The organism is Pleomorphomonas sp. NRK KF1 (assembly GCF_023721755.1).
Lineage (GTDB): Bacteria > Pseudomonadota > Alphaproteobacteria > Rhizobiales > Pleomorphomonadaceae > Pleomorphomonas.
On record NZ_JAMDLH010000013.1, the window covers coordinates 60,251 to 74,148 of the forward strand.

General features: G+C 64.5%; 10 protein-coding genes. 8 read left to right on the plus strand and 2 right to left on the minus strand.

Features of this window, described 5'->3' with window-relative positions:
- Positions 1-25: 25 nt before the first annotated feature.
- The 6 genes from M4J39_RS22555 (at position 26) to M4J39_RS22580 (ending at position 7,079) form a co-directional block, all read left to right on the plus strand.
- A complete protein-coding gene (locus tag M4J39_RS22555; RefSeq protein ID WP_251730751.1) occupies positions 26-1,024 on the plus strand; it encodes a substrate-binding domain-containing protein in 999 nt (332 codons plus the stop codon).
- Positions 1,025-1,062: 38 nt separating this feature from the next.
- Positions 1,063-2,352, plus strand: coding sequence for a sugar ABC transporter substrate-binding protein (locus tag M4J39_RS22560; RefSeq protein ID WP_251730752.1), 1,290 nt, complete (start codon positions 1,063-1,065; stop codon positions 2,350-2,352).
- A gap of 161 nt (positions 2,353-2,513) precedes the next feature.
- Positions 2,514-3,449 (plus strand): carbohydrate ABC transporter permease, encoded by a 936-nt coding sequence (locus tag M4J39_RS22565; protein ID WP_251730753.1) that lies wholly within the window; start codon positions 2,514-2,516, stop codon positions 3,447-3,449.
- A complete protein-coding gene (locus M4J39_RS22570) occupies positions 3,442-4,320 on the plus strand; it encodes a carbohydrate ABC transporter permease (protein ID WP_251730754.1) in 879 nt (292 codons plus the stop codon). Before M4J39_RS22565 ends, M4J39_RS22570 begins: the two co-directional genes overlap by 8 nt.
- A 2-nt stretch (positions 4,321-4,322) precedes the next feature.
- On the plus strand, positions 4,323-6,017 hold the full coding sequence (locus tag M4J39_RS22575) for a GH32 C-terminal domain-containing protein (protein WP_251730755.1): 1,695 nt from the start codon (positions 4,323-4,325) through the stop codon (positions 6,015-6,017).
- A gap of 21 nt (positions 6,018-6,038) precedes the next feature.
- Entirely contained in the window at positions 6,039-7,079 is a 1,041-nt protein-coding gene (locus M4J39_RS22580) for an ABC transporter ATP-binding protein (protein WP_251730756.1), read from the plus strand.
- Between the two features lie 3 nt (positions 7,080-7,082).
- On the opposite strand, the gene M4J39_RS23140 is transcribed toward M4J39_RS22580, so the two are convergent.
- Together M4J39_RS23140 and M4J39_RS22590 are read right to left on the minus strand one after the other, a co-directional pair.
- Positions 7,083-7,985, minus strand: coding sequence for a helix-turn-helix domain-containing protein (locus tag M4J39_RS23140; protein WP_251730757.1), 903 nt, complete (start codon positions 7,983-7,985; stop codon positions 7,083-7,085).
- A gap of 109 nt (positions 7,986-8,094) precedes the next feature.
- Complete coding sequence (locus M4J39_RS22590; protein WP_251730765.1) at positions 8,095-9,132, minus strand: alcohol dehydrogenase catalytic domain-containing protein; 1,038 nt, start codon at positions 9,130-9,132, stop codon at positions 8,095-8,097.
- A 335-nt stretch (positions 9,133-9,467) separates the two neighbouring features.
- On the opposite strand from M4J39_RS22590, the gene ahcY reads away from it, so the two are divergent.
- Together ahcY and M4J39_RS22600 are read left to right on the plus strand one after the other, a co-directional pair.
- A complete protein-coding gene (gene ahcY, locus M4J39_RS22595; protein ID WP_251730758.1) occupies positions 9,468-10,865 on the plus strand; it encodes an adenosylhomocysteinase in 1,398 nt (465 codons plus the stop codon).
- Positions 10,866-11,321: 456 nt separating this feature from the next.
- The gene (locus M4J39_RS22600; protein ID WP_251730759.1) at positions 11,322-13,814 is read left to right on the plus strand and encodes a PAS-domain containing protein; all 2,493 of its coding nucleotides are present in this window, start codon (positions 11,322-11,324) and stop codon (positions 13,812-13,814) included.
- The last annotated feature ends 84 nt before the right edge of the window (positions 13,815-13,898 follow it).

Here is a 13,898-nt window from a genome sequence, read left to right on the forward strand (position 1 = left end):
GAACGTCTTGGGAGGAGAGTTGCTCGTGGCCGTTTCGCTGCAGGATATCGCAAGCATTGCCGGAGTGTCGGTCAAGACCGTCTCCGGCGCGCTGCATGGCGGCTCGGCCCGCATGGCGGATGAAACGCGCGACCGGATCCGCAAGATCGCCGACGAGCTCGGCTACGTCACCAACTTCGCCGCCCGCAGCATGCGCCAGGGGTGGATGCCGCTGATCGCCATCATCGGCGACGAACTGCTCACCTCACCGTTTGCCACCGAGATCATCCGCGGACTCGACAATTCCGCCCGCAAGGCCGACCTATCGGTGTTCTTCACCACCATCGGCGGCGACCGCGACATCATCAAGGTCTATGACGACGTCAGTCGCTTCAGGCCGCGCGCCATCGGCTACGCGGCGATGTACCACAAGGAAGTCGTCCTGCCGCCTGAAGTCGCGGACCGCATCGGCGTGATGATCAACTGTCGCGATGCATCGGGGCGCGTGGCCTCGCTCGTTCCCGACGAGGAAGGCGCCGGCAACATCATCACCAACCATCTGATCGACGCCGGCCGGCGCAGGATCGCCTTCATAAACCTGCCGGGTCTCTTGGCCGGGGAACTGCGCGAACGCGGCTTTCGCGCTGCGTTGAGTGAGGCTGGACTTGAACCCGTCGCCGTGCTTCCGGCGGTGAAGCGCGCCGTTTACGCCGATCGCGCACGAAGCCTCGTCGTCCAGCACGTCACCGATCTGATGACCGGTCCTGACCGGCCCGATGCCATTCTCTGTGGCAACGATCGCGTTGCCATGGAGACCTATGCCGCGCTCCGAAAGGTCGGCGCCGGCATTCCCGACGACGTCGCCGTGGCGGGGTTCGACAATCAGGTCGATATCGCCACGCGTCTCGACCCGCCGCTGACCACCATGGCGCTGCCGCACAGAGCGATGGGCCGGATGGCGGCGGAGATACTTCAGGCGGCCGAACCGCCGGAGAGGGGGCTGAAACTGCTCCCATTCCAGCTCGTGGAACGAGCTTCCATCTGAGCTGGCGAGAAAACCAAAGAGTGGAGGAGATTTTCACAATGGGTAATCGTTTACTTAGCGTTCTTGCCGCCACCACCGCGCTGATGGCAGTCGCAACCGCCGCCGACGCCAAGACCGTCGTGCGCATGATGCACCAGGGCGATCCCGGCTGGGTGGCGCTCTACGGTAAGGTCGCCGAACGCTTCGAGGCCGCCAACCCGGACGTCGATATCGAGCTGATCTATGCCCCGCACGACGCCTACAACGAGAAGTTCTCGTCGGCCGTGATGTCCAAGCAGTTGCCGGATATCATGGAGCTCGATGCCCCATTCCTCGCCAATTACGTCTGGTCGGGCTATCTCAAGCCGATCAAGAGCTACATCGATCAGGACCTCCTCGACGACATGACGGAGTCCAACGTCGCCCAGGGCACCTACCCGATCGACAAGGATCTCTACGCCATCGGCCTCACCGACAGCTCGGTGGTGCTCTATGGCAACAGGAAGTATCTCGAACAGATCGGCGCCCGCATTCCGACGTCCGTGGACGACGCCTGGACGCGGGCCGAGTTCGAGGACTATCTCGCCAAGCTGGCCAAGGTGGACGGCATCAAGTGGCCGATCGACACCTTCCGCGGCTATGGCATCAAGACCGAGTGGGTGACCTATGCCTACCAGCCGATCCTCAACTCTTTCGGCTGCGACCTGATCGACCGCACGACCTGGACGGCCACCGGCACGCTCGACAGCCAGCCTTGCGTCGATGCGCTGACGATGATGCAGACCTGGGTGAAGAACGGCTGGGTCGTACCGATGTCGTCCGGCACCAACCAGTTCTACGCCGACGGAGAGCCGGCGGCGCTGGCCTGGGGTGGTCACTGGTTCTACGCCGAGGCCGCCGCCAAGCTGAAGGACGACGTGGTGGTCATGCCGCTACCCAAGTTCGGCGACAAGAGCGCCAGCCCCGACGGAACCTGGATCTGGGCGATCACCACACAGTCCGAGCACCCCGACATCGCCGGCAAGTTCCTGAGCTTCCTCCTGAAGGACAAGGACTACCGCGACTATGCCGTAAGCCAGAGCGCCTACCCCGGCCTCAAGAGCTTCGCCGCCCAGTCGCCGCTCTATGCCGAGGGTGGTCCGATGGCCGTCGCCTTCGAGCAGGCGTCGAAAGTGGCCGTGCCGCGCCCGCCGCATCCGGCCTATCCGACGATCACCTCTGCTTTCATGCAAGCCGTCGACCAGATCTTCAACGGCGAGGACGCCCAGAAGGCGCTGACGGCCGCCGCTGAGAAGATCGACGAGGACATCGCCGACAACGACGGTTATCCGCCGTTCGACGGCAACTGATGTCCGCCTCGCGAGCCTGACGTTCCCCGGGACGGCGGGTTTGCGATCGGAACGCCGGGCGGCGCCGATCTGCGCATGCCCGGCACGGCTTGCCGGCGCGCGCCCGCCCTCCCTTCGGGCGCGCGCCGCCCTCCTGCCACCTATCGCCCGGCGAGGGGTCCATGTCCGCACTCACTACCGTTCCGAAGCGGCGTCGCCGTTCCATCATCGCCCGCGTCGGCTGGCCGCGTTTCCTTCAGGAAATCGGCATGCTGGCACCGGCGATCGTGCTGATGACCGTCTTCCTGATCACGCCCTTCGTGCTGTCGTTCTGGACGGCCATGACCAACCAGCCGCTGGTGCCCCGGCCGACGCCGGTGCGCTTCATCGGGCTCAAGAACTTCCTGCGCATCCTCAACGACGACCTGTTCTGGACGTCGCTCTGGAACGTCACCCGCTTCACCCTGTGGGTGTTGCCGGTGCAATGCGGTCTGGCCTTCGTGACGGCGCTGATCCTCAATCAGAAAATTCCGTTCCGGAACGTGTTCCGCGGCATGTTCTTCCTGCCGGCCATCACGTCGATGGTGGTGGTCTGCGTCATCTGGGGCACGCTGTTCCAATATCCGACTGGCCCGCTCAACCACATCGTGGTGACGCTATCGGGTGGCCACGTCGAACCGATCGACTGGCTGGGCGATCCGGACTGGGCGATGTTCTCGATCGTCCTCCTGTCGGCCTGGCAGGCCTACGGTTTCCAGATGATCATCTATCTCGCCGGCATGCAGGGCATTCCCGACGAACTCTACGACGCCGCGCGCATCGACGGCGCCGGTCGCTGGGGACGCTTCTGGCACGTTACGATGCCGGGGCTCAGGCCGACCCACGTCTTCGTGCTGGTCATCACCACCATCCAGGCGTTCAAGCTCTACACCCAGGTGGCCATTCTCACCCAGGGTGGGCCGAGATCGTCGACCGAGACCGTCGTCCACTACATGGTGCGCGCCGGCTTCGAGGAGCAGAAGCTCGGCTACGCCTCGGCGGTGTCGGTGATCCTGTTCCTGATCGTCCTGGTCATCGCGCTCATCCAGCGCAGGCTCATGAGGCGCTTCGATGTCTGATCTCGCCCTTTCCTCCCGCAAGCCGGCAGCGTCTTTGAACGGCTATCGCATCGTCCAGTCGATCTCGGTGTTCGTCATCGCGCTGGTGGTGATCTCGCCGCTGTTCATGCTGTTCATCGCCTCATTGAAGGACGATCGCTTCCAGATCCTCGCCGATATGGGCTCGTTCCGGGCCTTCTGGGTGGACAATCCCACCTTCAACAACTTCCGTGAGGTCGGCAACTTTGCCGGCGAACTGGCCTTCGGCCGCTACCTCGGCAACTCGCTGTTCATCCTGGGTTCGACGGTGAGCCTCGGCCTCGTGATCAACTCGATGGCCGGCTTCATCCTGGCCTGGGGCAGCCTGCCGGGGCGGGCGCTGATCCTGTCGGTGATCATCGCGCTCTATGTGATCCCGCAGGAAAGCATCATCATGCCGCTCTTGATCATCGTGTCGAGGGCCGGGCTTTCGGATACCTTCACCGCGCAGATCCTGCCGTTCGTGGCGAGCCCGCTCTACACTTTTCTGTTCTATCAGTTCTTCGCGCAGCTGCCGAAGGAGCTCTATGAAGCCGCCTCCATCGACGGCGCCTCGATCTTCCGTACGTGGTGGTCGATCTTCATGCCGCTCAGCCTGCCGGCGCTCGCCACCGTCTCCATCCTGATGGGCATCGAGACCTGGAACCAGTATCTCTGGCCGATCCTCATCACTCAGACCGACTATGCCCGGCCGATCTCGGTCGCCATCGCCACCTTCTTCGGCCAGGACAGCATCTACTGGGACCGGGCCATGGCCGCCTCGGTCATGATGATGATCCCGATCCTCGTGTTCTATCTCGCCTTCCAGCGCTGGTTCATCAGCTCCTTCGTCGGTTCCGCAGTGAAAGGTTGACCATGTCTCAAAGCGTTCCCGAGACCGGCCAGCCGAGCCGGGAAACGATCTCCTTTGCCTCGGTGGCAGCCGGCGAGACCGTCGAACTGTTCCTGATGGCGCGGGGACCGGAACCCGCCGTCGTGGCATTACCCGACAACGGCGAGGTCATCGCCCGGCGAACCGACACCTTCGAGCGTCACCGCATTGTTCTCGCCAAGCCACTCGACAGTCTCGGCTTCGACCCGGAAACGGTCGTTGTTTCGGCCGTCTACAGCTATGATCCGGACACGGTGCTCGACAGCGGCATCCGCGTGCTCCATGCCGGGCCGGCGCCGACGCCGCCGGAGTTCGCCGGCGGCTACCACTTCCGGCCGCCTTTCGGCTGGATGAACGACCCCAACGGCTTCGGCCGCTTCGAGGGCCGCGCCCATCTCTTCTACCAACACTACCCGCATCGTCTGCGCTGGCACGCGATGCATTGGGGACACGCCGTCTCCGACGACCTCATTCATTGGCGCCACCTGCCTGTCTTCCTCGAACCGGGCGATGCGGTACTCGCGGCAAACGGCGCCGGCGGCGTCTTCTCGGGCTCCGCCTTGATCATTCCGGGAGAAAGCGGCTTCCGGGCGTTTTTCACCGACCATATCGACGCCCGAAAGCCGGAGATGGAGATCCAGTGCGCGGTCCGCTGCCTCGACGGTTTCACGGCAGGCGCGCCGCAAACCGTGCTTGCGGGTCGACCGGAGGGATTGAGCCTCGGCGACGACAACCGCGACCCTTACGTCTTCCAGGGACCGGACGGGCGCCTCAAGATGCTCCTCGGCGGGCGCGACGCCGAAGGCGGCGTTGTTCTGCTCCACGAGACGGACGATCCGACCGGTACCGCCGGCTGGCGCTTCGTCGGTCTCATTCATCGCGAACGGGAATACGGCCACACCATTGGCGAATGCCCCGCCATGCTTCCGCTCGATGGTCCTGCTGCGGATCCCGACACCCGGTGGCTGCTGATCGTCGGCCTTCTGATGAGTCGCGATCCCTCGACGCGGCGGCGCAATCTCACCTTCGGCATGGTCGGACGCTTCGACGGCAGAAGCTTCACGCCGGAGTTTCGGCAGGAACTCGACTTCGGGACCGATGCCTACGGCTTTCAGGCCTTCGTCGACCGGGACGGGCCGGTCGGCATCGCCTGGCTCGCCAACTGGACGGACATCGTCAGGACGACCGACTGGCCAACGGCCATGACGCTGCCGCGCCGGCTTTTGTTCCGGAACGGCGCGTTGCTGACGCCACCGATCGAGGCAGCTACCACTTTGCGCCAAGCGCTCGTTGACGACCACCGCCTCGCTGCCGGCGAACCGGTAGCCCTCGACAGCGGCGGCGCCGAGATCCTCATCGAGTTCGAAGAGACGGGCGTCCCGTTCGAACTGGCGCTATCCCACCCGACGCTGAAACTCGCGATCACCGCCGACACAAGTGGTCTTGCCATCGTCCACGGGGGTGAGAACAGCGACATGCCGTCGCCGCGCTATCTTGCGGCCGATGCACTGGTCCGCTCGATCCACGTCTTCCTCGACCGGGGATCGATCGAAGTGTTCGCCGACGACGGCCGCTACGCGGGTACCAAGCGGCTCGCCGATCCCGCCCCCATCACCGCCATTCGCCTTGAAGCCCCGCAAGGACGCGCCGCCGCGCGCGTCTGGCAGCTTGGCCTCTAGATACGACCCAGGGAGGACATCATGGCCAGCGTTTCCATCGACAACGTCGCCAAGTTCTACGGCAACCACCAGGTCATCCACGGCATCGATATCGACATTGCCGACGGCGAGTTCGTGACGCTGGTCGGCCCGTCCGGCTGCGGCAAGTCGACGCTGCTCCGGATGATCGCCGGTCTCGAAGAAATCTCGGACGGCGACATCCGCATCGGCGACCGCCTCGTCAACGACGTGCCGCCGAAGGAACGGGACATCGCCATGGTGTTCCAGAACTACGCGCTCTACCCGCACATGACCGTAGCGCAGAACATGGGCTTCGCTCTGAAGCTGAAAGGTGAAAGCCGGTCCGCCATCGACGCCCGCGTCCGGGAAGCGGCGGCCATTCTGGCGCTCGAGCCCTACCTCGACCGGCTGCCCAAGCAACTGTCGGGCGGCCAGAGGCAACGCGTCGCCATGGGGCGGGCGATCGTGCGCAGCCCGCAGGTCTTCCTGTTCGACGAGCCGCTGTCCAATCTCGACGCCAAGCTGCGCGTGCAGATGCGTGCCGAGATCAAGGATCTGCACCAGCGCCTCGGCACCACGACCGTCTACGTCACGCACGACCAGATCGAGGCCATGACCATGGCCGACCGCATCGTGGTGATGAAAGGCGGTGTGGTCGAGCAAGTCGGCCGGCCGCTGGAGCTCTACGATCGGCCGAACAATCTGTTCGTCGCCACATTCATCGGCTCGCCAGCCATGAACCTTCTCAAGGGGAAAACGGGAAACGGTGGCTTCGTGACGGAAGACGGAGCGCTTCTTCCGCTGCCGGCGACTGCCAAAGCCGGTGCGGTCACCTATGGCATTCGTCCCGAGCATCTGATGCTCGACGAAACCGGATTCCGCGCCGAGGTGGTCGTCATCGAACCGACCGGCGCCGAAACGCAGGTGCTCGCCAAGTGCGGACGCCAGACACTGGTCGCCGTGCTGCGCGAACGCGTCGACCTCAAGCCGGGAGATCGCATCGGCCTGAAGCCGGACCTCGCTGCCATCCACCTGTTCGGCGAGGATGGGCGGCGGCTGTAGCCGTCAGGCGGCGGCGCGGGCCTTGCCACGTGGGCCGGCCCGCCGCTCGGCACGGAAGGCCGACGGCGTACGACCGATCAGGCGTTGGAAGTTCCGATTGAAGGTCGACAGCGTCTCGTAACCGACATCCATGGCGATCGAGGTCACCATGTCCTCGGTCTCCGACAGGAGCTGACAGGCCTTGTATATCCTGAGGTGGTTTATGTACTCGGCGCAGGAGCAGCGCAGATGTCGCTCGAACAGCCGCGAGAAGGCCGAAAGGGCCATGCCCTCGGTTGCTGCCACTTCACGGCAGGTGAGACCGGGGCGATTGAAGTTGGCGGCGATGTAGGCAAGCATCCGCTCGAGCCGGCGGGGCTGAGCGCACTGGTGTTCCATTCCTTTCAGCGACAGCGACCGGCGGTCGCCGTCCTGTTCCAGAACGCGCATCAGTTCGAAAAACAGGGCGATGCGCTCGAATCCCTCCGCGACGAGCAGCGCCTCCATTAAAGCGGCCGCCTCGGTGGCTGCGGTTTGCGAGAACTCGATGCCCGATCGCGTCGCGTCCAGGAGAGCCGAGAGACCGGCGCAATCGGAAAACTCGGCCATGCAGCGCTCGGCGAAACCTGCCCCCATCTGCAATACGAGGTCGCGATCACGGATGCAACCGTCCTCGCCGCGGTCGGCACCGTCCGACACCCACATGTGCGGCAGATTGGGGCCGGTCATGACCAGGTTGCCCGGGCCGAACTCGCCAGCATAAGTGCCGACGTAGAACTGGCCGGTGCTTCGACGGATCAGGTGCAACTCGTACTCGGGATGGTGATGCCAGCCGGAGTAGGCGAAGGGATAGTCGTGCGAATAGACCCTGAACGTGCGCTCCAGCGGAGCCTCGATCACCTCCAAAACGGGCTTTGTCTGACCCACCTTCGCCTCCCTTGGTGGATAACGGGACCGTTCGTAGCCGACAACACTAGCAGAGTTGGCCATTAACGCCGAGGCCGGTTTTCTCCGGCCTCGGTCTTTTGTCCGTGCCTCAGAAGGTGATCTGGACCTTGACGTCGGACGGGTTCTGCTGGGCGGCGCGTTCGAAGGCCTCGATCGACTTGTCGAAGGGATAGCTCGCCGAGATCAGCGGCTTCAGGTCGATCTTGCCCGAGCCGAGCAGCGCCAGCGTGCGATCCCAGACGTTGGCATAGCGGAAGATGCCCGTCAGGCTGATCTCCTTGACCTCCAGCGCCACCACGTCGAGCGGAACCCGGTCCTGCGGCATGCCGACCAGAACCACCCGGCCGCCCTGCGTCACCACGTCCAGCATGTCGTCGAAGGCCTTGGGAGCGCCGCTTGCCTCGAAGAACAGGTCGGCGCCCTTGCCGGCCGTCCGCCTGGCGACCACGTCGGCAAGCTTCTCGCGGGTCAGGTCGACGGCCACGACGCCGGGCACCTTGGCGATGATGTCGAGCTTGGCCCTGGCGACGTCGCTGACGATCACCTCCGAGCAGCCGGAGGCCAGCGCGGCGAAGGCCACCATCATGCCGATTGTGCCGGCACCGGCCACCACGGCGATATCGCCCGGACGGATGGCGCCCTTGGCGGCGGCATAGACACCGATCGCCAGCGGCTCCACCATGGCGCCCTCTGCGAACGACACGCTGTCGGGCAGCTTGTAGGTGAGCGCCGCCGGATGCACCACCTCCGGCGTCAGGCAGCCGTGGATCGGCGGCGTCGCCCAGAAGCGCACGGCCGGGTCGAGGTTGTAGTGGCCTTCCAGCGTCTGGCGCGAGCCGAAGTCGGGAATGCCGGGCTCCATGCAGACGCGATCGCCGACCTTGAGATGGGACACCTTGGCGCCCACCGCCGTCACCACGCCCGAGGCTTCATGACCGAGCACCATCGGTTCGTTGACGATGAAGTCGCCGATGCGCCCGTGCTTCAGATAGTGAACGTCGCTGCCGCAGATGCCCACCGCCTTGATGGCGACGCGAACCTCGTCGGCCGCCGGCGTCAGCGTGCCGGGAACATCGATCTCCCGCAGTGCGATATTGTTGACACCCTCCAGAACGACCGCCTTGATTTTCATGTCGTTTCCTCCTGGCCGCTTGGGCCCTCTCCGACCGGCCGGATCTTCGTCCGGCAATGAGAAAAGCATGCCCGTTCCCTCCAAAGGCGACAAAGCGCGGGAGACCGATTTTCGTGCATGATTTTACATCCGCCTTCTGCCTCCTGCGCTGCAGGGTCTACGCTCGCCGCTTTCAAGTGAGCACGGGACTTTCATCATGATATAAGGATCTCTTTATATCATGATTGCACCGAAGGCCGACTTCTCCTATAAGGCGCTGACCGGCGGCCGAATGCCGCCCCGTTGCTTTCAACCGGAACACTCTCACCCCAACACCCGGAGATCCGCCGATGGTCGCCAAGGAATACATCGTCAAGGACATCTCGCTCGCCGACTGGGGCCGCACCGAACTCGACATGGCCGAGATCGAGATGCCCGGCCTGATGTCGGTCCGCGCCGAATACGCCGCCGCCCAGCCGCTCAAAGGCGCCCGCATTGCCGGCTCGCTGCACATGACCATTCAGACGGCCGTGCTGATCGAAACCCTCAAGGCGCTCGGCGCCGACGTCCGTTGGGCGTCCTGCAACATCTTCTCGACGCAGGATCATGCCGCCGCCGCCATCGCCGCTGCCGGTATCCCGGTGTTCGCAGTGAAGGGTGAAAGCCTCAGGGACTACTGGACCTACACCGACCGCATCCTCGACTGGGGCAATGGCGAGACCGCCAACATGATCCTCGACGATGGCGGCGACGCGACGCTGCTGGTAACGCTCGGCTCCAAGGCCGAGAGCGATCCGTCCGTGCTCGCCGACCCGAAGTCCGAAGAGGAGGAAGAGCTCTTCGCGACCATCAAGGCGCGCCTTGCCAAGGATCCGACCTTCTACTCGCGCGCCAAGGCGAACATCCGTGGCGTCTCCGAAGAGACGACGACGGGCGTCATGCGCCTCTACCAGATGGAAACGCGCGGCGAGCTGCCCTGGCCGGCCTTCAACGTCAACGACAGCGTCACCAAGTCGAAGTTCGACAACAAGTACGGCTGCCGTGAAAGCCTGGTCGACGCCATCCGTCGCGGTACCGACGTGATGATGGCCGGCAAGGTCGCCATCGTCTGCGGCTACGGCGACGTCGGCAAGGGTTCGGCCCAGTCGCTGGCCGGCGCCGGCGCCCGCGTGCTGGTCACCGAAGTCGATCCGATCTGCGCCCTGCAGGCCGCCATGGACGGCTTCGAGGTGGTGACGCTGGAGGATGACATCCACCGCGCCGACATCATCGTCACCTGCACCGGCAACCTGCACGTCGTCACCGTCGACGACATGCGCAAGCTCAAGAACATGGCCATCGTCTGCAACATCGGCCATTTCGACAACGAGATCGACGTCGCCGGCCTCCGGAATTTCAAGTGGAAGAACGTCAAGCCGCAGGTCGACCTGATCGAATTCCCGGACGGCAAGAAGATCGTCCTTCTGTCCGAAGGCCGCCTCGTCAACCTCGGCAATGCCACCGGACACCCGAGCTTCGTGATGAGCGCCTCCTTCTCCAACCAGACGCTGGCCCAGATCGAACTGTGGACCCGCGGCGATAAGTACGAGAAGAAGGTGCACGTGCTGCCCAAGCACCTCGACGAGAAGGTGGCCCAGCTGCATCTCGCCAAGCTCGGCGCCAAGCTCTCCAAGCTGACGCCGGAGCAGGCCGACTATATCGGCGTCAAGTCGACCGGTCCGTTCAAATCGGCCATGTACCGCTACTAAGAACGCGGTCGACCGCTCCCGAAGCCCGTCCGGTCCCCGAGGGGATCGGGCGGGCTTTTCATTGTCGGCAAAGCCTTATCCACAGCTGTTCAACATATGCGGATTTTTCCGGGGGAAGCCGCCCATGTTTACGGGACATTAAGAAAAAGATGCCGGTCGAACCGCATAAGGCGAGTCCGGTCAGTCTTCTGGCGACACCCTGCCCATGGTTGTCGACTCCCTCGGACGTTTCGCCGGAGCATCCGAATGCTGGAACGTTCCAGGAACATGCTGGGCTGGAAGAACTGATGCGCTCCGACGCGCCAAGTCGGCCGGCCACGACTCTTTTTGCCCCTCCTGAAAGGCGGTATTTTGAGGTGATTCGGATCGGCGGTGGGGCACGCGCCGGTTCGGGGCGGACCTCTCTTCAGAGGCTACCGCCCTTTTCATGGATGCGGCCAAGAAGGGGACAAATGCATGCCGGGGCTGGGCCGGACACGATTGCCGTTTGTGGGGCATGTCGGGAAGATCGCCCTGCTCTCGACCATCCTGTCGCCTGTGGCTGCGAGCCCGGCGCTCGCCCAGGCCATCAAGTTCGGGACCGACGGCTCGATCTATTTCGAGCCGCTCCAGGTGGCCGCCCTGTCGGCTTTCATATCGGCCATCTGCATTGCCGTGGTATCGGCCGCCGCCCTGATCCGGGCGCGTCGCATGGCCGAGGAGGACCGCGAGCGCCTGCTGCGCGAGAACGCCGACCTGAAGCTCGCCGCCGACCGCACCGAAGCCGCGCTCAATGCCGACGACCAGCGCACCGTGATCTGGGGTTCCCGGGACGAGGCGCCGAAGGTCATGGGTTCACTGCCGGAAGCTTCGGGCGTGCCGCGCAGCCAGGTCGGCTTCCTTGCCTTCGGTCAATGGCTTGAGCCGGCCTCCGCCCAGCTTCTCGAGGCCCGCACCCGGGCCTTGCGCACCGATGGCGAGGCCTTCCTCGACGTGCTGACCACCACCACCGGCGTTCACATCGAGGCGGCCGGGCGGGTCAACGGTTCGCGGTGCTTCATCCGCTTCCGCAATCTCACGCGCGAGCGACAGCAGTACGCCGAACTCGCCGAACGCTTCGAACGGCAGCGGACGCTCGTCGAGACCTTCGAGGGGCTGATCGACAAGGTGCCGATGCCGGCCTGGACGCGCGACAAGTCCGGTCGGCTCGTCTGGGTCAATGCCGCCTATGCACGCGCCGTCGAAGTCGCCAGCGCGACTCAGGCGGTGGCCGTCGGTGCCGAATTCCTCGATACCGCTGCCCGCAAGGCCATCACGGACAGCCGCCAGGGCGCCCCGGTGTTCGAGAAGCGCCTGTCGGTCGTGGTGGGCGGTGCGCGCCGGGTGTTCGACGTCGTGGACGTCGAGACGGCCTCCGGCAGTGCAGGCATCGCCACGGACGTCTCCGAGCTGGAACAGGCGCAGGTGGAACTGCGCCGAACCATCGACAGTCACGCCCGTACGCTCGACCAGCTGGCCACCGCGGTCGCCATCTTCGGCGCCGACAAGCGGCTCAAGTTCTATAACGCCGCCTATCGCTCGCTGTTCGATCTCGATACCGCCTTCCTCGAATCCGGACCGGACGACGCCGCCGTGCTCGACCAGTTGCGTGTGTCCCGCAAGCTGCCGGAGCAAGCCGATTTCCGCACATGGAAGCGCGAGCAGCTTGCGGCCTATCAGGCGATGGAGGCTCGTGAGAGCTGGTGGCATCTGCCGACGGGCCAGACGCTGCGCGTCATCGCCAATCCGCATCCGCAAGGCGGCGTCACCTACGTCTACGAGAACGTCACCGAGCAGATCGAGCTCAAGAGCCGCTACAATGCGCTGACGCGCGTGCAGGGCGAGACGCTCGACCATCTCTCCGAAGGCGTGGCGGTGTTCGGTTCCGACGGACGCCTTCGTCTGTCCAATCCGGCCTTCGGCAGCCTCTGGAAGCTCTCCGACGAGATGCTGGCCGGCCGTCCGCATATCAACGACGTTGTCGGTCATTGCATGGCCGCCCATGGCAATCGCGAGGCGTGGGACCAGGTGCGCCTCGCCGTCGCCGGTCTCGCCGACAGCCGCAATCGTCTCACCGGGCGGCTCGATCGCCGCGACGGCGGCGTCATCGACTTCACCACCGTTCCGCTGCCGGACGGCGCAACGCTGATCACCTTCGTCAACGTCACCGACTCGGTGAACGTCGAGCGGGCCCTCACGGAGAAGAACGAGGCGCTCGAGGAAGCCGACCAGCTGAAGAACGCCTTCATCCAGCACGTTTCCTACGAGCTGCGCTCACCGCTCACCAACATTATCGGCTTCGCTCAGCTGCTCGCCGATGACAATGCCGGTCCGCTCAACATCAAGCAGCGGGAATACACCGGCTACATCATGGATTCGTCGACGGCGCTCCTGGCCATCATCAACGACATCCTCGACCTCGCCACCGTCGACGCCGGCATCATGGAGCTGGAGCTCGGCTCGGTGGATATTCCGATGACCGTGGGAGCGGCCACCACCGGTCTTCGCGATCGCATTGCCGAGGCGCACATCGACCTGAAGCTTGACGTTCCCGAGGATATCGGCTCGTTCGTCGCCGACGAGAAGCGCATCCGTCAGGTGCTCTACAACCTCCTGTCCAACGCCATCGCCTTCTCCGACGACGGCGGTTCCGTGTCTCTCTCATGCCGCCGCACCGGCGAAGAGATCTCGTTCACCGTCGAAGACCACGGCCGAGGAATCCCCGACGAATACCTCCAGGCGGTGTTCGAGCGCTTCGAAAGCCGCACCAACGGTGCCCGCCGGCGCGGGCCGGGTCTCGGCCTCTCCATCGTCAAGAGCTTCGTCGAACTGCACAAGGGCAACGTCGAGATCACCTCCAAGATCGGCGTTGGCACGCGGGTCGTCTGCCGGCTGCCGATAAACCCCAGCATCGCCGAAGCGGCTGAGTAATGCGCAAGTCAAGCAGCTTTTCGGCTTGGATCGAAGGCCCGGCGGGTGTGGATCATGGTCCAGAGGACGGTGACGCGCCTGCGT

Coding starts and splice junctions, on each gene's coding strand:
- M4J39_RS22560 (WP_251730752.1), top strand. CDS start 1,063: ATGGGTAATCGTTTACTTAGCGTTCTTGCCGCCACCACCGCGCTGATG.
- M4J39_RS22565 (WP_251730753.1), top strand. CDS start 2,514: ATGTCCGCACTCACTACCGTTCCGAAGCGGCGTCGCCGTTCCATCATC.
- M4J39_RS22570 (WP_251730754.1), top strand. CDS start 3,442: ATGTCTGATCTCGCCCTTTCCTCCCGCAAGCCGGCAGCGTCTTTGAAC.
- M4J39_RS22575 (WP_251730755.1), top strand. CDS start 4,323: ATGTCTCAAAGCGTTCCCGAGACCGGCCAGCCGAGCCGGGAAACGATC.
- M4J39_RS22580 (WP_251730756.1), top strand. CDS start 6,039: ATGGCCAGCGTTTCCATCGACAACGTCGCCAAGTTCTACGGCAACCAC.
- ahcY (WP_251730758.1), top strand. CDS start 9,468: ATGGTCGCCAAGGAATACATCGTCAAGGACATCTCGCTCGCCGACTGG.
- M4J39_RS22600 (WP_251730759.1), top strand. CDS start 11,322: ATGCCGGGGCTGGGCCGGACACGATTGCCGTTTGTGGGGCATGTCGGG.